This window comes from Candidatus Peregrinibacteria bacterium (genome assembly GCA_016220175.1).
Classification (GTDB): Bacteria; Patescibacteriota; Gracilibacteria; order CAIRYL01; family CAIRYL01; genus JACRHZ01.
In genome coordinates this window covers 24,210-41,885 of sequence record JACRHZ010000006.1, presented here as the reverse complement: position 1 = coordinate 41,885, position 17,676 = coordinate 24,210, and the positions used below count along the sequence as shown (strand labels likewise).

Below are 17,676 nucleotides of genomic sequence, written 5' to 3'. Positions count from 1 at the left end.
TTATTTTTGAAATGAAGGTGTCGGGATTTTTTTATTGAGTTCAATGACAATGTCTCTCTCTTTTTTCTTGTACCTCAAATTTTCTCGAATCACTGCCGTCATGAGTTTTTCCAAAAATTCATCATCGAGTTCATCGAGAATTCGAAGCCACTTTCGTTTTCTTTCCTCATCTTTCTCGAGAAAAAGCGCATTTTCGATGAGGAGAGAAAGTTGCTGAATTTTTTGTTTTCGCTGTTCTTCGTACACGCCAGAAATCGTGTTTGATTTCAGCATATCGAGTTTTTGGTCGTTGAGTTTTGTTTGTATAAGGTCCGCCATGATGCGCAAAAATTTCTCCTCATTATAGCAAAATTTCAGCAGGAATGAAAGGAAAAAGCTTTATACACTGTCCCATGGAAGCGCATAATTCTTTTCAGAAAGAGGGATTTTTTTCTCTGCAGGAGAAATTATGAGTCCCGGTGCAATATTAAGATGGGGATATGTTTTTCGAAAAAATTCAATTCCGAGAGTATCTCCACGAGTTGGTCTCGTTGAGGCTTTTACTTCGATCGGAAAATATCTGCCGTCTTTTTCGAGGAGAATGTCGACTTCCGCTCCTCCATGAGATCGCCAATGGTAGATGTTTGGAGGAAGCGCCAAGAAAGAAGAATGTTTTCGAATTTCTGCTGCGACGGCAGTTTCAAAAAGTGGTCCCCAAAGTGGATGACCTCCAATCGCCTGAGGAGAAGAAATGGCATGGAGATTACAGATAAGCCCGGTATCAACAAAATATCCCTTCGGCTTATTGCTGAGTCTTTTAATGGCATTTCTTGAAAATGCGGGAATTTCAAACCATTGAAAAGTAGCTTTCAGAATTTCCAGCCACCTTTTTGAAGTTTGGGGAGTTATCCCCAGTTCACGACCGAGTTCGCTATAATTTACTTCTTGAGCTGAGAGTGCAGCGACAAGTTGGACAAAACGGCGAAAAGTCTGAATATCCGACACGTCGGCAAAAAACCGAACATCTCGTTCGATATAGGTTTGTATATAGGAACCATAAAAATCGGGCACAGTTTCGAGCGGAATATTTTGCCCTTCTGGAAAAAATCCTCGCCAGAGTTGTTCATAAATCCCAGAAGAAAGTTTGAGTCTTTCTAATTTTGAAGATACAAATTTTTCAGGGTTTTCTAAATAGCGCGACAACCAAATTTTTTTTTTCGTTTCTTCTGCTATTTCCATGAGAGAAAAATTTTCGAGGTGTATAAAAACCGCTCTTCCCGCAAGGCTTTCCGCCATAGATTTCAGAATACCCCACTGCTGAGATCCGGTCATAAGATATTGTCCGGGAGCGCGATTTTCATCTACTTTTCTTTTGATGGCAGAAACCAACCCTGGAACATACTGAACTTCATCAAGAATTATTGGAGTACGATGATTGTCCAAAAAAAGTTCAGGATCTTTTCTGGCGTTTTCAATATCGATGAGTGGATCAAATACGACATATTCTGCTTTTTTTCCAAATATATGCCGGAGTAATGTGCTTTTCCCTACCTGTCTTGCTCCAATAACAACCACTATTGGAAATGTTTTCGCAAGTTTTTGGAGCCGAGCGGTTCCTGCTCTTTTTTTATACATACTTGAATTCTAATGATTCCATCATCAAAAATCAAGGAAAAATACGGAGTCGCCGTATTTACAAAATTGTATTATGTTTCTGTACATATACATTTTTGTTCATTATGAGAAATGAAGAGGCTTCTTTTTTGCAGGTATTTCTGGAGAAATTTGACTCTTGTCTTTTTATCATGTATCATTTTATTAAATTATAAAAAACTATAATCAAATGAAATTAAAAGAATTTCGAAAAAAAATGAAAAAAGGCATTTTTAGCTCTCAAGAAGCTCATCTGGTTGCATTTCCTGAAAATCCAGCGCTCATAAATCTTCAGCTCCACCAATGGAAAAAAAATGGGGACATTCTTTCTCTAAAACGAGGACTATTTCTGTTTGCTGACGCTGCTCCCGAGAAGGCTGAAATTGCAAAAAATCTGTATTCTCCGTGTTATTTCGGTCTTGAGTATGTTCTGGGCAGCGCTGGGATTCTTCCAGAAGCAGTGTTTACATATACACTGGTCACGCCCAAACTTCCGCGTCATTTTGAAACGTCACTCGGAACATTTTCCTATCAGAAAATTAAGAAAGAAGCATTTGTAGGATTTGATTCTGTCTCGCTTATGGCAGAAAAAGAAAAGGCTCTTGTGGATTATTTCTATCTCCACAGCGCGGAACTTCATTCGAACAAAGAATTTTGGGAATCGTCACGGCTCGAAGCGGTGGTGACAGAAATAAATTTTAAAAAAGTTTTTCAATATGCAAAACTTTTTCGTTCAAAAAAACTTCTTTTTCTGCTTCATAATTTTCATTCCTATGCAACATCTTACACGTCTTATCGCTGAGGCGAGAAAAAAAGGAATTTCCGGCGAACAGCAGATTTTTAATATTATTCGCGAGTATCTGCAGGTTCTGATTCTCAAAGCAATCTATCAGTCAAAATATGGAAAGGGTCTGAGTTTTATGCGCGGAACGTGCCTTCGCATTTGCCATGATCTCAAAAGATATTCTGAGGATCTCGATTTTGCTCTCGACTGGAAAATTCCAAAATACTCTTTTGAAGAACTCAATAAAACCATTGTTTCATTTCTGAAAAACACAGATTTTGAAGTTGATCTCAGTATTGATGAAGAAAAAATAGTACAAAAATCATTCATCCGCGTGAGCAAAGTACTTCATGCTTTTCGCCTGAGTCCACTCAAAGCTCAAAAAATTCATGTAAAGATTGAAGTAGATACGAATCCGGTAAAAGTAAGTAAAAATGAAGTGGAAACATTTTTTGTCACAAAATTTGATGAAATTTTTCCGATTATAAAACACACGGATGAGACCATGTTCGCCGGGAAAATTTGCGCAGTTTTTAACAGCGCCTATACAAAAGGAAGGGACTTTTATGACCTCATTTGGTATCTCAACAAAAAAATGGGTATCAATTTTGAGTATTTGAACAAGGCTTTAAAACAACAAGGAGGAGATGTATCGTTTCAAAACAAACGTGAACTTCTTCACGCCCTTCAAAAAAAGATTGAGAGTGTAAAAACCGAGGAAATTATGAAAGATATTGGGCGATTTTTGGAGGATCCTTTGGAAGAAAAATGGATTCAAAATTATCCGGCAGTTTTTCTTCAGGCAGCCAAGCGATTTGAAACATAACAGATTAAACAGGGCTTGTTACGAAAATATTTATTTTTCTGGGAAAATATGAGAAGCTGGAAATACCTTCAGTCAGAAAATGATGAAAATACCATATTCATTTCAGGCAATCTTTATTCCTCAAGAGGAGGGTGGGTATACTGTGGAAATTCCTGAACTCCCCGGATGTGTTTCAGAAGGAGAAACTCTTGAAGATGCAAAGAAAAATATCGAAGAAGCAATAGAATTGTACATAGAAACTCTTCTTGAACGCGATCTCCCCTTGCCAATGCGATCTCCAGAAGATATTAAAATGGAAGTATATATCGAATATCCACTCTCACGAAAAACATATGTCAAAACTTCCCGCTCTTACTCCAAAAGAAGTCGTTAAGCTTCTTGGGAAACAAGGTTTTATGAAGCTTCGACAGAAGGGAAGCCATATTATTTTGGTGAATGAACAAAAAAATATTCAAGTTGTCGTTCCCATGCACAATGCATCTCTAAAGAAAGGAACTCTTATGAGTATTTTGAGACAGGCAGAAATCCCTCTTCATAAATTGCGAGAAGGGAATTCGCAAATGAGGGTATCCAGTTTGCATTTTTCCCCGATTTTTGCTAAAATAAGGAGAAATATATATCAAAAGTTCATGGCACAAACTCAAAAAAATCAAAAAATTCAAGTGGCGGAAGTGGATCTTTCAGAACTTATAGAAGACGCAACGCGACTCCTTTCCAAAAAAGATCAAGCGTTTTGGCTCGGGAATTTGGAGCGGATGAATGCGGATCAAAAGCGCAAACTCGCGAAAGCAATTCTCGATGCGAATGCAAAGCTCGATGAGATCGAAGAAAAAGCCGGGGAAGAGCGAGGAAGAATTAATGCGGATTTTTTGAAGAAGCTCACGAAATTCCAAAAAGAGAAACTCAAGAAAATTCGAAGTGTTGCGGAGAGTGAAGATAGGAAAAAAGATGATCAGAGAGAAGAGGCGCTTCTCAAAAAACTCAGTGACGCATAATTTTATTTCCCCAAAATGGAAATGATACAAAAACATATCGTGTGGCAAAAAGATTTTCTTTCAAAGCAGCTTTTTTGGGAGGAGAGGAGGGTGTTTGATGCAGGAGCAGGAGGTGAAGCGTTTAATGCTGCCGAGGCAGAAACAGTTGATAATAAAGTGGAAGACAAAAGATTAAAAAAAGGAGGTGAAGAAAAAATTCCTGATGAGCAAAAAGTAACCGCGAAAGCGAAAGAAGTGTTTAACTCTCTTTCGGGAACAATAGATGCCCAACTTAAAGCAGAAGAACTTGCAGGAGCAAAAACATCGATGAAACAAGAAGTTCAACGAGAAATGGATGAAATTATGAAGGAATGGGGGAAAAAATTGGATGATTTAGATAAGTGGGCAAAAAGAGGAACATCAGAAATGAAATATGATTTTGAAGGAATTATGACGCCTATACGAATAGATCTTGCAAGATATGAAAAAGATGAAAGTGATGAAATTAAGAAAGAGGTATCAATACTTGAAGCACTTTTCAAAAAAGAAAAATTTGAGGTTTCTTCCATTGAGAATCCTCTTGAATACGGACTTTACGCACCTTTATTTCCGAAGGATGCAATAGATGTTCATTTAGAATCAAAACCCAAAAAAGGATTTGTAAAATTCGAATTTAAAGCACCTGATGGCGATCGATTTACCGGAGAATTTCATATGCAAGACGGGAAATTTTCAATTACAAATCTCGTGAGTAGAGAGAAGGGAAACAGAGACATAAAGAATATTACCGATTATTCAAATTTTGATGCTGAAGATATATCGAATTTTTTTGAGCAAATTATAAGTCAAAAAGAAAAAATTAAAAGCGCTAAAAGGAACAAGCCGGTAGAAATTTTGTATAAAGATAAAAACGATCAAAATGTAGAAGAAATTGTTACAACTGGAATTAATTCTGATCCAAAAACTGGAGCTGAGATAAAATTTCAAGATGGATCAATGCGAATAGAAAAAATTGCAGATAAAGTAATACTTAATTTTGGCGATAAAGGAAAATTACGACTCGTTGATAGCGTTCATGGTTCATCGCTTGAATCCAATGGAGATGGGAAAACGAATGAGCTCGTCATCTACAACAATTCTCAAGAAATCAGAATTTCGCTGAATGAAATAAGAAGCTTTGATGAGATGAAAAACAGCCTTCAAGCTAAAAAATTACTAGCCCCCTTAGAAGGAAAGGTAGTTGCTGAAGCTGCAGCAGAAAAAAAACCAGCAAAACCAGAAAATATATCTCAAAAACTTAAAGATCATGCGAAATTTGGCACAAAACCTACAAATTCTATTGGAGATGGTGAGGGTGTGAAAGTAACTGATAAACAACCACTATGGGTTACTACGAATGGAGGAGAACTTATTCTGAGGTCAAAAACCGATGCAGGCGAAGTGAAGAGATTCCCAAACGGGACTCCTGTAACGGTCGTAAATACAGAAATTACTTCCGATGCTTGCCAACAGAAACATAAGTGGGTAGAGGTGAAGATTGGAAAAGAAACTGGGCTGATGCCGTTGTTTTATTTATCAAAAGAAGCACCGGTGCAGGCAACAGAAAAACCATCATCATCAGATCAAACTTTATCAGCAGTGGATGCAGAAACAGGAAGGGAAGCAGCACCAGCACAACCAGCCACGACTCCTGAAAATCCTTTTACAGCTATTGAAAAAACACCAAATTTTCAATCTCCTATTTTTCAGGTAGGATATGATTTATATCAATTTCAAACTAATGAAAAAGGCGCGGAGGAATGGTTTGCAAAATTATATAGGCAGAATCCATATCGGAATGACAGAAATTTTGTTGAAGTAACAAAAATCAGTGATAGTTCTATTTGTGATATAAAAAGAAAAACGTATCAAGAAGGTCTTAAAGTAATTTCAAAAAATGGGGAGATCAGAATTAACCCAAATGGAAAAGAGTTTCCTTTGGGACATATCAGAGCGGTGAGAGATATTATTGAAACATACAAAACGAAAGAGCTTCCGAAAGAGAGTGAGGGCACTACAACTCTTCACAAGAACCTAAACAACATGTTGAAGATTATGAGAGAATTAAGTAATAATACAATTCAGAATGTTAAATTATACGAAGGGGAATGGAATACTTATACTCCTGATGAGTGGAAAGACAACGATGACTTTGCACGAATCAAGTTTGAATATAAAGGGAAAAGTTTTTTGTTAGAAATAGACAATGACACTTTTGGAACCGATATTTACATTTGGGACCGTGATAATTTGAGTGAAAATGAAAGCGCAAGCATTGATGGGAACGGAGGGTACACAGATAAGGCAAGGTTTAACGCAGCTTATAATGCAAAAGAACTAATGCAAGAATTGGGTAAATATTGTGCAGTAGCAACAGCTGCAGCACCAGCAGCACCAACATCAGTAGCAACGCCACCACCAACACCATCATCTTAACGTTTCCACAACATCTTCTTTTTCACCTCATTCAAAAGCATTTGTAATTTTGAGAGGCTGACTTGGATTCGCCGATGACCAATACCAATGTTCAGGACATTCCACATACTGCTTTCGCACAGGGTTCTCGTGAATATATTTTTGTTCTAAAGCGGGAGCTGCCTTTCAGGCGGGTCCCAAACTTTAAAGTTGCTGGTATATTCTCCGACGACAAAAAAAATGCAATTGTGTTGTCAAACTGTCACACTGAGCTTGTCGAACCGCGTCGACACTTTTTGGCTTTTTGAAGAGAAAAATTCTTGCACGCTACTAAAGAAATATTTACAATACACTTTGTCTTTTTTACTTTTCTCGTGACTCAGTACGCATTTCAAAAGGAAGTACTCACGGCATTACAAGAACTGAAAAAATCTGTTGGGAAGATTGAAATGACATATAAAACAGAGGTCTTAGTAAGACTCCAAGAATTGAAGAATTTTGTTGAGGAACAAAAGAAATTTAATGAAGAACAAAAGAACTTCAATGACGAGATCGAGGGATTTGTGAAAGAACAAAAAGAAACGAATAAAAGACTCGAGATGACATATGATGGATTGACATTCCTGGTTCAAAATGAGGTCATCACCCGTCTCGATGGCATTGCTGACGAGATAAAGCTGTATACTGACAAGAAAATACTAACCCATGAAGAAAAGTATAAGCATGCTCTCGCAGCCTAAAATTCTTCTTTTCATTCTTCGCATAAAACACCGAAAGGATGTCTACGATCTTTAGGAATGGCATTATGACAGTTCCAATTGCGAATGCGTGCCTATCGCTTCCAAAACCGCGATATTCTCTTTCTCGCGAAATATAATTCGGATATCGCCTCCAACCTGAAGTTCTTCATATCCATACCAATCGCCTTTCAGTTTTTTCCTTCGTCGGAGCAACTCTTCCTAGAGTTGCTCCCTAACGTTTCTGTGACACCTTTCTTTCAAATTACTCAAAACCATTTGTGATCTTGAGAGGTTGAGTTGGATTCGCAGATGACCAATACCAATATTCTGGATTTTCCACATATTGTTTTCGTACTGGATTTTCATGAATGTATTGCTGTTTTTGTAAAAAGAATTTTTCTGACTCAATAATTATTGGACAATTCGTTTCCTGCCATATTTTGAATTTCCCATTTTTTTGAGGAAAAAGTTCTGCTACATGTGGTTCTGCTAAGAGAATATTTTTCATAAGTTCTCGGGAAGTATACTTTTTAAAGTCGCAAAGGACGCGAGACATATCTGGCGCTTGAGCGAGAAGATGTATATGGTTCAGCATAAATATATACGCAAAGATTTTTAGATCTTTGTGCCTTTGGCAGTATTCAAGACTCTTCGCAAGAATTTCCCAACGATTATGCCTGTCGAAGAGATAGTACCACTTTTGTATCGTGCAAGAGATAAATACGGTCTGATCTTTATATTCACGAGCAATTCTTGGAGATGGCATAGAGAAGGGAAAACATAAGAACATCATAGAATTTTCGTATCAAAAACAAACTTCAGAAAACAGAATCGCTTGAATGGCTCAATGGTATGCGGTTTTTTTATGCTCAAAGTGTCGTCAGTGTTCGACGACAGAAAAATGTTTTGTGAATCTTTGAGGGAGATGCCATAGAAACGTGGGGAGCAACTCTCAAAAGAGTTGCTCCGACGGAAGAGGAGGGTTAAGTCCCCTCATTTATGGAGTGCAATATGTATCTGAACTTATGCAGATAATTTTTTAATTCTTCCTCTTTCTTCAGTACGAATCTGTCGACGATGTCCGACGACACATTCGTGCATCGTTTTTCCCTCATTGCAAAGATGCAGAGCAGATTCTTCTCTCTGCTCAGATTTTCTATTTCTCTCGCCATATCAGAAAATACAGTTGAGAAAGATTGATATTTCTAATTTTATAGTGTACACTTCAGGTGCTCTTAAGTATACACTATGGTTACAAAACTTATTGGAATGAAAGATTTTCGCCAAAACATGGCCAGCTATGTAAAGGCTTCTCGAAAAGGAGGAATTCGCTACATCATTCTGAAAAAGAATGTTCCTGTTCTGGAAGTAAAACCAATTGATGAAAAAGAATTCGCGATGGAGAAACTCTACCAAGAAATTCTTGCAGCTGAAGAAGAAGTTAAGAGAGGAGAAGTCTATAGCCTCGAAGAAGTGATGAAAGAATTTGGAATGCTCTAATGCAATATAAAATTTTTCTTACAGATACGGCAAGAAGAGATCTGAAATATCTCCAGGAAGATGCGGCAAAAAGAGTTATCCAAAAATTATTTTTCTATTCAGAACAAGAGAATCCTTTGTCTTTCGCCAAATCTTTACAGGGTGATTTTCATGGAAGATATAGATTTAGAATTGGTCAATATAGAGCTATTTTCAGAATTGAGAAAGATGGACAAATTAGCATACTTTTCATTCTGCGAGTAAAACACAGGAAAGATGTTTATGATCTTTGAGCAGTACCCTCGTCGGAGCAATTCTTCCAAGAGTTGCTCCAAAACGTTTTGTTGTCATCATCTTTCGCGATTCGCAAAGAAGTGCGATTGTGTTGTCGAACCGCGTCGACACTTTTTGGCTTTCTGAAGAGAAAAGTTCTTGCATGCTACTAAAGAAATATTTACAATGCGCTTTGCCTTTTTTACTTTTCTCGTGACTCAGTACGCATTTCAAAAGGAAGTACTCACAGCATTACAAGAACTCAAAAAATCTGTTGGGAAGATTGAAATGACATATGAAACAGAGGTCTTAGTGAGGCTCCAAGAATTGAAGCATTTTGTTGAGGAACTGAAAAAGTTTAATGAAGAACAAAAAGGATTCAATGAAGAACAAAAAGGATTTAATGAAGAACAAAAAGGATTTAATAACGAAGTATTTACAGCACTACAAGAACTGAAAAAGTTTGTTGAGGAACAGAAAAAGTTTAATAAAAAACAAGAAGAAACAAATAAGAGACTTGAAATAAGTTATGACGGACTGTCATTCATGGTAGAAAATGAAGTGATCACTCGCCTAGATGCTTTTTCTGATAGGACAAAGCTTTATGCAGATAGAAAAATACAAACCCATGAAGAAAAGTATAAGCATGCTCTCGCAGCCTAAAATTCTTCTTTTCATTCTTCGCATAAAACACCGAAAGGACGTCTACGATCTTTAGGAGTGGCATTATGACAGTTCCAATTGCGAATGCGTGCCTATCGCTTCAAAAACTGCAACATTCCCTTTCTCGCGAAATATAATTCGGATATCACCCCCAAGCTGAAGTTCTTCATATCCATACCAATTTCCTTTCAGTTTTTTCCGATAGAACTCTGATCCTCTTCCTTGCATCGAAAAATCCTTGATAACTGTGTTGATCTTTTCTTTTCGTGAACTTGAATTTTCTGAGATTTTTTTTGCCTGTTTTTTAAAATTTCTCGAAAAAATTATTTCCATAACTTTTCCTCAAGAAGTTCATCAGTAATTTCTTCGCCATTTGGATTTGCGGAAATATATTCTCCTGTTTTTCCTCTGAGTGATTTTTTTACCTTTTCCCAATACACCTCCTCAGCTTTTTCTAAATCTTGCTCTTTGTCAAAATACAGCTCGAGAGCAATGTATATAACGCTACTTCTGTTTCTATATTTCTTGAGTTTTTTCCAAGTTTCCTTCGGAAGAGAGATGCTCGTTTTTACTGTGGTTTCCATAAAAGATATCATGAGAGAAGTGTTATAATATTAAAGTATTACTGAGTAATGGTCAAGATGGTGAGAAAAAACCCTCACTCCTGAAACTTCGGTCTATACTGAAGTGCTTCCGCCACATGATTTTCCGAAATATCGGTTTCATGAGAAAGATCAGCAATCGTTCTCGCCACTTTGAGAATACGATGAAAACCGCGTGCAGAAAGTCCAAATTGCTTCATCGCCATTTTGAGAAGGTCTTCCGATGCTTCAGAAATTTCGCAAAATGCCTTTATCTCTTTTATTTTCATTTCCGCATTGCAAAAAATTCCAGCTCCTTGGAATCGTTTTGATTGTGAGTCTCTTGCTTTCTGTACCCTTTCAGCAATAATGCGAGAAGGCTCAGCGTCATGCTTTTCTCTGAGTTTTTCAAATTGTACGGGGGCAACATCAGCATACAAATCAATCCGGTCGAGAAACGGTCCCGAAAGTTTTTTTCGATATTTCTGATCAATATTAAAAGATTTTCCATCAGAATTGGGATCATATCCAGATGGCGTCGGGTTCATGGCAGCGACGAGAAGAAAATGTGCTGGGAACGAGGCGGTTCCGCTTGCCCGGGAAATGGTAATCCGCCGATCTTCTAGGGGTTGCCTCAAAACCTCGAGAACCTGTCCGGGAAATTCCGCAAGTTCGTCCATAAAAAGCACTCCGCGATGCGCAAGAGAAATTTCTCCTGGTCTGGGATTTTTCCCTCCGCCAACAAGGGAAATACTCGACGCAGTGTGATGAACCGTACGGAATGGGCGAGTGGTAATCAAGGGAACATCAGGCTTTAAGAGGTTTGCAATCGAATGGATTTTGGTAACTTCGAGCGCTTCTTCCTTTGTCATTTTGGGGAGAATAGAACGAAGCGCTCTCGCCATAAGCGTTTTTCCTGATCCTGGAGTTCCATTCATAAGAATATTGTGCCCTCCAGCAGCGGCGATTTCGAGCGCCCTTTTGGCATGTTCTTGTCCGCGAATATATGAAAAATCCTCCAAAATTTCTTCGGGAAGATAGAGTTTTTCCGCATCAGTTGGCGGAAACGCAGAAAGCGGATTTACACCGGAAAAATGAAGAATGAGTTCTTGGAGCGTTTCTATACCATAAATTTGGATTCCTTCCACGAGTGCAGCTTCTTTGGCATTCACTTTTGGAAGGAACACAGATTCAAATCCTAATTTTTTTGCTTCGGTAGTGATGGGGAGAATTCCATTCACACTCCGAAGACCGCCATCAAGGGAAAGTTCTCCAATAATCACACTTTTCTGAAGAATATCAGGATCAATTTCAATCTGATCAAATGCGAGAAGAATTCCAAGCGCGATCGGAAGATCAAAACTTGGGCCAATTTTTCGGACATCTGCCGGCGCCAAATTGACAATAACTCGCGTGAAAGGGAATTTGAAACCAGAGTTTTTTACCGCAGATCTCACGCGCTCCCGCGCCTCCTGCACGGCAATATCTCCGAGTCCAACTACAAAAAATTTTGTTTGCCCTCTCAAAATATCGGCTTCTACTTCAATCGGGATAGAGTCGAGTCCCCGAAGAGACATGGAGTGGACTTTTGTATGCATTTTTTGAGCAAAATAAGATTTCTTCTATTTTGAAGAAATTTTTTCCTATGGAAAATCACTATTTGCCTTAATATTTTGATGGAATCAGAAAGCTCGCTCCGTAGCTCGACTTTCGAGGCGAAAAGAAATTGCGAATGTGTCGTCGGAAGTCGACGACAGAAAATATATTGATGTCATTTCTTAAAAATATATTAAAAACAATATTTTTAGGATTGAAAAATCAGCACAAAATTGCTATAATTAGAGACAACTTCACCTTTTTTTACATTTTTATACAAAAACAAAATGAAAAAGAAAAATCTTCTTCTCGGAAGTGCAGTACTTGCACTCGTCGCAATATCGCTCAGTTTTTTTGGAGACATCAGCCGTTTCCTCAAGGCGGATGTTCTGAGTCTTCCAGGAGGAGGGACGTATAATAGGACCCTTTCCGTCGGAACACTCGGTTCGTACGCGTATAACGACGACATTATCAACTACGAAGCGACGAACTTTTTGTGTAATCCTGGACCACTCCAAACTTCCGGAAAATTTGCTGGTTCTTACAATACTTATTATCACAGCTATGCTGTGGCATATAGTAATTCTGGAGTTCCCGGAAACTGGTGCAGTGCGTACAGTTCCAATACTACCAATCCTCCTCTGAAGGCGGGGACAACAGATGTCTATGTCATCACCGATGCAAACGGAAATGAAGATTTGAATAACGCGCTCCTGACAAGATGGCTCGATCATGTTACCGCCGCAAAAAAACACGAAGGAATTATCGTGTTTTATGGCGATGGTCTCAGCGGTTCATATACAGTAGGAGGATATATAGCTTCCTCTAATAATTATGCCTTTAACGTCGGCGCAAGTTCAGATTTCGCGAATGGTCAGGGTGGATCTTTCCCCACGAGTAAGGGGGGATTTTTTCCGGGATCAATTGTTCATTGCCCCGTGGGCGATCCTATGGTGGATCATACGACGTATGGAGCTCCCATTTCAAGAGCCCATCTTACCCAGCAGAATAACGCTCAAGGGTTTTATGATGGAGATGGTCACAGGTGGTGCGCCCGAAGTGGAGTCGCTGAAAATCCTCTTTTAGGAGTTTGGGATGCATCGGATTGGGTGAGACTCGAAACGACATATCCATTTTCAAATGTAGCGAAACTTATAGTAGCAACGACTGTAAACGGAATTCAATACTATAAATATGTAAAAAGTGATGGAAATCTTGTTGACCAAAGTGGAAACACAATATGGCCATCCACCGACTATGTAAAATGTCGCTATACCATGGCAGGACCATTTACTGGAAACACCAGTAACACAAATGGTCAGTCATACTATAAATGTGTGAGTGAAGATGGTTCGAGGCTCGTGAATCCAGAAAAAACCACAGCTCCTATCACTTGGACACTTCTTGATCCAACAAATCTCATGCTGAGTAGTATCGCAAATCCAGGAAACACGACTTTTGTGTCGACACAGAGTATCCCTTTTTCTTCTCAGTTTCAGGCAAGCGGAACGCTCCCGTCAACACTTTGGGTTGCTATGACCGTAAAGGTTAGTACAAGCGCCACGAATTTTTCAAGCCCAATTTGGCAGAATACTATTTATAATTTCATAAATAGTATCGGACAAACTTTCGGAACAAGTTATGCGAGTGTTTCTTCTACTACTGGTTCAGGAACAATTCCCGTAGGAGGACCTTATTATTTTTGTGTGGAAAATTCTGCGTTCAATGATGGAAGAACAGTTTCAACCGCTGACACCACAAGAGATCAAAAGACAAATTGCGTTGTTGCTTCCCCCACTTTTACGATCATCGCAGAACCGCCGGCAACTTGTGAAGATCCCGATGGAGAAAATGCTACGACCATGAATAGCACGACATCTCCACTCGTTTCTTCTCAAAAGGGAGTAACCACACGAAATACTCTTCAGTATAGTGATTCCTGTTCAAGCAGAACGGACGTGTTTGAATACTATTGTAACGCGAATAAAGATATCGCTTCAGTTACAAAAACGTGTCAGTACGGATGTTTTGAAGGAAAATGTCGAACACAGACAGAATATACGACCTACAGCATAGAGCGTTGTGGAAATACGTATGTCTGTAACAATAATTCTCTCTATGGACCGAGCACGTATGACATAACATCAGATAGTTGTATCGTGAATCAGACGTCACTTGGAAAAGTAAAAGATTGCTCCAGCACGCAAGTGTGTAATGCAAGTACTCAAACCTGTGATGCTTTCGGTACAAATTCCAACCTTTCGACTTCCATTCTTCCAAATACAACAAACACGACAACTTCCACTACAACAAATACCACGAACACAAACACTACTGTAGCGTCATCAACCCCTCGTCAATGTTCCCTTGGAGAAGTGTGTCCGAGCGGTTCTTGGTGTTATCAGGGGAAACAATGTAATTATGGAGATGGTGGTCTTACCTGTGTTGATTGGCAAAAATCCTGTCCATTTGGAACAAAAAGATGTGCTCAGAATGATTCGAATTGCATTGAACCGAGTGCAACAGGACCAGTAAATGGATGGTGTGTTGATAGCATGGAGTGTTTCACCGCTGATGGAACAAAAAAATATTGTCAACCAAACACAAATAATCCAGCAAATATGATACCGACAACATGTCCTGTCGGGTATAAGATATGTAGTCCAAATGATTCAAATTGTACCGAACCGGGAAAATATGGTCCATTAAATGCATGGTGCAAAAATTCTCAACAGTGTTATAAAAAAGATGGAACTGGGATTTATTGTGCTGAGTGGCCTCAAGGAAGTCCAAATGGAGCCTCTTCTCAGCCTCAATGTCCATTAGATACGGGATTCTGTAATCCAACGGATACGAATTGTCTCGAACGTGGCGAAACGGGACCCGGAACAGCATGGTGTGGTGGAGGGGGAAGTAAGCAATGCTATTTAGGAGATGGTTCGCTCTATTGTGCTGGGATGGACGAAACATGTCCATCAGGATCCGGAGTATGTCGTCAAGGAGACACCATGTGTGTTGAACCAGGGAAGGAAGGTTCAAATGATGGATGGTGTGGGGGAAATGCCGTTTCGTGTTATAAAAAAGATGGAAGCGGAATGACGTGTGTAGCCATTAATTCTCGTGATTCAAAAGCCTGGGAATCAATTCAGTGTCCGCAAAATACCGGAAGATGCCGTGCAAAAGATCAATACTGTCTGGAGCTGGGACAAAGTGGTCCTTCCGGTTCTTGGTGTGCGAGTGGAATGACGAAATGGAAGAACGATGGGACAATGACTTGTGTTTCACGTGACGACATAACAACAAGTGAAGTCACTACAACTGAGACAGAGAAAACGTGTCTTCAGGTGATCACTTCTGCACTTGACCCCAATGATTCCAGTCGCTGTAAGAATTTCTCATCTTCATGCAATGTTCCTGAAGGATGGAAGACACTTGAAGCAAATATGGTGTGTGAAAATGGGATAGTTCTTACTCTTGAAAATATTTCCGACAAAGAAACTGTTTTCGGAATTCTCCAAAAAGATGAACAACATCTTCTTGATTTGGAAAGACAGATGAGAAAACTCCCAGAACACATTGTCGAAAAGCGCGTTATTACTGATCTCGTAAAAAAAGCATTTGAAATTCTCAAAGAAGCACAGGAAGAAATGCAATCTTATAGAAAGAATACAGCAGACGTTGAAGACAAACTCAAAATACTTCATCAACAAACTTTTCCTGAAATCGAAAGTAAAATGGCAGCAGTACGTCCGTACTTAGACTTCCTCTTTCTCGAGAAAGAACTTCTGGAGAGTCTCTCTTCTTATAAGGCAGAACTCGCTAAAATTGAGAAAGATTCAGAGTATTATGCAAAGCTCGATGCTGGAGTAAAAAATCTCGAAGCACTCCTCGAATCTGCCAAAAATCAACGAGGACAAGGTCTGGAAAAGCTTCTGGAAGCCCTTCACGATACAAAATCTCGTGTAGAAAAACTCATTCAGGAAAAACGCTCTTTTGAAGCAGATTCATTCATAGAAGGAACTGTTCAGGATCTCATAAAATCCCGCGATGCAATTCACGATTTTATCGAGGAACGTAAAATTTCAGACGTAAAAACACAGGAAATTTTCTCCAAGTTTGAATCCCTCGTAAATGACATTCAAAAAAATTCTGTGAACATGACAGAAAATGGTGAAATTCTTCGACTTATAGATAAAGCGATTTCGCTGAGAGATAAACTCAAAAACCGTCTCCATGGGTATGTATCTCAGGAAGAAGAGACAGCGTCACTCGATGATCTTTTCGCACATCTCGAAGAAAAAGTTGCCGAAAAAGTAGATAAGATTTTCCAGAACTTTACCAATAAACTTGAAATTGTTTTAGATGAGGCGCTTCAAAAGGCAGCAGTAAAACTTGCTGATCTCACGGAGAGATTCTCAGAGAGTTTTACGAATGCTGTATCTCAAAGCGTTTCTAATATTACTGCAGTAGGAGAAAAACACCGAGATCGAATCATTGCTGATAAAAACATAATTCTTGAGCGCGTGGATAATTTGGAAAAATCCCTCGAAAAAGCCGATCTTGGGAGTTTCACTAAAGAACGTCTCAAGGAAGTAATGCAAGTAGTAGCGACGAGAAACTGGTGTGGAGGGATATCAGAAGATGTGAAAGCAAAAGTAAATAGCGCAGGACTTGCACTCGAGGCAAATGAATTTACTCCTCAAGAAATAGAAACTTTGGCATCGGATGTAACAGTGCTTGCAGAAGAAAATAATCAAGAATGCTATACAATTGGAGCAGCCAGTTTCTTGGATGTTCCCATGCACGAATGGTATTTTGCTCCGGCTGAGTACAATACTTCTCATGGATATGTACGCGGATACGGTGGCGATCGCACAGGACAATTCGGAGCGATAAATCCTACCCTCAGAATTGAAGCGCTGGTTATGGCAATGCGAATTTTCGGACTTCCTCTTGGGAATTCTGAAAAGCTTGATGTGGATTTCCCTGGAGTTCCGGATTGGGGATATGCGGCATTTAATGGCGCACTTGCTGTTGGATATACTCCAAATCCATCAAGACCAATGGATCAGCCAATTACGAGATGGGAAACTGCAGAACTTTTTGCAACACTCGGAAAAAAATATATTGATCAAAATTCAACGATCGATTCTGCAAAAGAGTATCTCGACTATACTGAATTTGCAGCAAATACATCGGCGTTACAAGCAATTGATGCCTTGAGTGATGTCGATGTTTTCCAGGGATCTCAGGGGAAATTTCATCCAAATGATCCTCTTGTTCGCTCTGAATTCGCGACGATAAATCAGCGTCTTACTGAAGGACTTGGACTCGAGACAAGCGCTGCAAGATAACTTTTTTCCTCCGAGATGAGGAATATACGAAAAGGAAGATGTGAGAAATCATGTCTTCCTTTTTCAAGGTGTCGATAAAAATATTTTGATACATCTATTTTTATGCGCAAAAAAAGCACAAATATTATTTGTACTTTTTTTGTATTGGTATTTTTCGATATTCCAGCGTCTTTTAGGAATCTTTTTAATGATTCCAGAGCCGGGATTCGAAGAGCTCACTGACCGAGTGAGAATTTCTTGCTGTCCTTTGGATGTGTTTTGGTCTATCCGTGACCTGCCCTTTGGCGTCGCATGCGCATTTCTCTAGGAGATATGGAAGA

Annotated in this window: 18 protein-coding genes; 10 read left to right on the top strand and 8 right to left on the bottom strand. The window is 39.1% G+C overall.

Annotated elements, in window-relative coordinates; translation table 11 throughout:
• Entirely contained in the window at nucleotides 1–318 is a 318-nt protein-coding gene (locus HZA38_00575; protein ID MBI5413995.1) for a hypothetical protein, read from the bottom strand.
• A gap of 60 nt (nucleotides 319–378) precedes the next feature.
• On the bottom strand, nucleotides 379–1,614 hold the full coding sequence (locus HZA38_00570; GenBank protein MBI5413994.1) for an ATP-binding protein: 1,236 nt from the start codon (nucleotides 1,612–1,614) through the stop codon (nucleotides 379–381).
• Between the two features lie 235 nt (nucleotides 1,615–1,849).
• Between HZA38_00570 and HZA38_00565 the strand changes: the two genes are divergently transcribed.
• The 6 genes from HZA38_00565 to HZA38_00540 all read left to right on the top strand — a co-directional run bounded on the left by HZA38_00565 (nucleotide 1,850) and on the right by HZA38_00540 (nucleotide 7,410).
• Nucleotides 1,850–2,434, top strand: coding sequence for a hypothetical protein (locus HZA38_00565; GenBank protein ID MBI5413993.1), 585 nt, complete (start codon nucleotides 1,850–1,852; stop codon nucleotides 2,432–2,434).
• Nucleotides 2,406–3,242 (top strand): nucleotidyl transferase AbiEii/AbiGii toxin family protein, encoded by an 837-nt coding sequence (locus HZA38_00560; GenBank protein ID MBI5413992.1) that lies wholly within the window; start codon nucleotides 2,406–2,408, stop codon nucleotides 3,240–3,242. The genes HZA38_00565 and HZA38_00560 overlap by 29 nt, the downstream gene beginning before the upstream one ends.
• A gap of 82 nt (nucleotides 3,243–3,324) precedes the next feature.
• Nucleotides 3,325–3,615, top strand: a complete 291-nt coding sequence (locus tag HZA38_00555; protein ID MBI5413991.1) for a type II toxin-antitoxin system HicB family antitoxin — start codon at nucleotides 3,325–3,327, stop codon at nucleotides 3,613–3,615.
• Entirely contained in the window at nucleotides 3,575–4,237 is a 663-nt protein-coding gene (locus HZA38_00550) for a type II toxin-antitoxin system HicA family toxin (GenBank protein ID MBI5413990.1), read from the top strand. The genes HZA38_00555 and HZA38_00550 overlap by 41 nt, the downstream gene beginning before the upstream one ends.
• Nucleotides 4,238–4,258: 21 nt before the next feature.
• Nucleotides 4,259–6,691: a hypothetical protein gene (locus HZA38_00545; protein ID MBI5413989.1), complete on the top strand. Its 2,433-nt coding sequence runs from the start codon at nucleotides 4,259–4,261 to the stop codon at nucleotides 6,689–6,691.
• 353 nt (nucleotides 6,692–7,044) lie between these two features.
• Nucleotides 7,045–7,410, top strand: coding sequence for a hypothetical protein (locus HZA38_00540; protein ID MBI5413988.1), 366 nt, complete (start codon nucleotides 7,045–7,047; stop codon nucleotides 7,408–7,410).
• Between the two features lie 63 nt (nucleotides 7,411–7,473).
• On the opposite strand, the gene HZA38_00535 is transcribed toward HZA38_00540, so the two are convergent.
• Both HZA38_00535 and HZA38_00530 read right to left on the bottom strand, forming a co-directional pair.
• Entirely contained in the window at nucleotides 7,474–7,623 is a 150-nt protein-coding gene (locus HZA38_00535; protein MBI5413987.1) for a type II toxin-antitoxin system YafQ family toxin, read from the bottom strand.
• A gap of 49 nt (nucleotides 7,624–7,672) precedes the next feature.
• The gene (locus HZA38_00530; GenBank protein MBI5413986.1) at nucleotides 7,673–8,176 is read right to left on the bottom strand and encodes a hypothetical protein; all 504 of its coding nucleotides are present in this window, start codon (nucleotides 8,174–8,176) and stop codon (nucleotides 7,673–7,675) included.
• 482 nt (nucleotides 8,177–8,658) lie between these two features.
• Between HZA38_00530 and HZA38_00525 the strand changes: the two genes are divergently transcribed.
• Nucleotides 8,659–8,910, top strand: coding sequence for a type II toxin-antitoxin system Phd/YefM family antitoxin (locus HZA38_00525; protein MBI5413985.1), 252 nt, complete (start codon nucleotides 8,659–8,661; stop codon nucleotides 8,908–8,910).
• Complete coding sequence (locus HZA38_00520) at nucleotides 8,910–9,182, top strand: type II toxin-antitoxin system RelE/ParE family toxin (GenBank protein ID MBI5413984.1); 273 nt, start codon at nucleotides 8,910–8,912, stop codon at nucleotides 9,180–9,182. Before HZA38_00525 ends, HZA38_00520 begins: the two co-directional genes overlap by 1 nt.
• On the opposite strand, the gene HZA38_00515 is transcribed toward HZA38_00520, so the two are convergent.
• Nucleotides 9,139–9,327: a hypothetical protein gene (locus HZA38_00515; GenBank protein ID MBI5413983.1), complete on the bottom strand. Its 189-nt coding sequence runs from the start codon at nucleotides 9,325–9,327 to the stop codon at nucleotides 9,139–9,141. The genes HZA38_00520 and HZA38_00515 overlap by 44 nt on opposite strands.
• 48 nt (nucleotides 9,328–9,375) lie before the next feature.
• On the opposite strand from HZA38_00515, the gene HZA38_00510 reads away from it, so the two are divergent.
• Nucleotides 9,376–9,825, top strand: a complete 450-nt coding sequence (locus HZA38_00510) for a hypothetical protein (GenBank protein ID MBI5413982.1) — start codon at nucleotides 9,376–9,378, stop codon at nucleotides 9,823–9,825.
• 63 nt (nucleotides 9,826–9,888) lie between these two features.
• Here the strand turns inward: HZA38_00510 and HZA38_00505 are convergent, their stop codons facing one another.
• The 3 genes from HZA38_00505 to HZA38_00495 form a co-directional block, all read right to left on the bottom strand.
• Nucleotides 9,889–10,158 carry a type II toxin-antitoxin system mRNA interferase toxin, RelE/StbE family gene (locus tag HZA38_00505; protein ID MBI5413981.1) on the bottom strand — a complete coding sequence of 90 codons (270 nt, stop codon included), beginning with the start codon at nucleotides 10,156–10,158 and terminating at the stop codon, nucleotides 9,889–9,891.
• A complete protein-coding gene (locus HZA38_00500) occupies nucleotides 10,149–10,409 on the bottom strand; it encodes a hypothetical protein (protein ID MBI5413980.1) in 261 nt (86 codons plus the stop codon). Before HZA38_00500 ends, HZA38_00505 begins: the two co-directional genes overlap by 10 nt.
• Before the next feature lie 74 nt (nucleotides 10,410–10,483).
• The gene (locus tag HZA38_00495) at nucleotides 10,484–12,004 is read right to left on the bottom strand and encodes a YifB family Mg chelatase-like AAA ATPase (protein ID MBI5413979.1); all 1,521 of its coding nucleotides are present in this window, start codon (nucleotides 12,002–12,004) and stop codon (nucleotides 10,484–10,486) included.
• Between the two features lie 285 nt (nucleotides 12,005–12,289).
• On the opposite strand from HZA38_00495, the gene HZA38_00490 reads away from it, so the two are divergent.
• Nucleotides 12,290–17,356, top strand: a complete 5,067-nt coding sequence (locus tag HZA38_00490) for a hypothetical protein (GenBank protein ID MBI5413978.1) — start codon at nucleotides 12,290–12,292, stop codon at nucleotides 17,354–17,356.
• The last annotated feature ends 320 nt before the right edge of the window (nucleotides 17,357–17,676 follow it).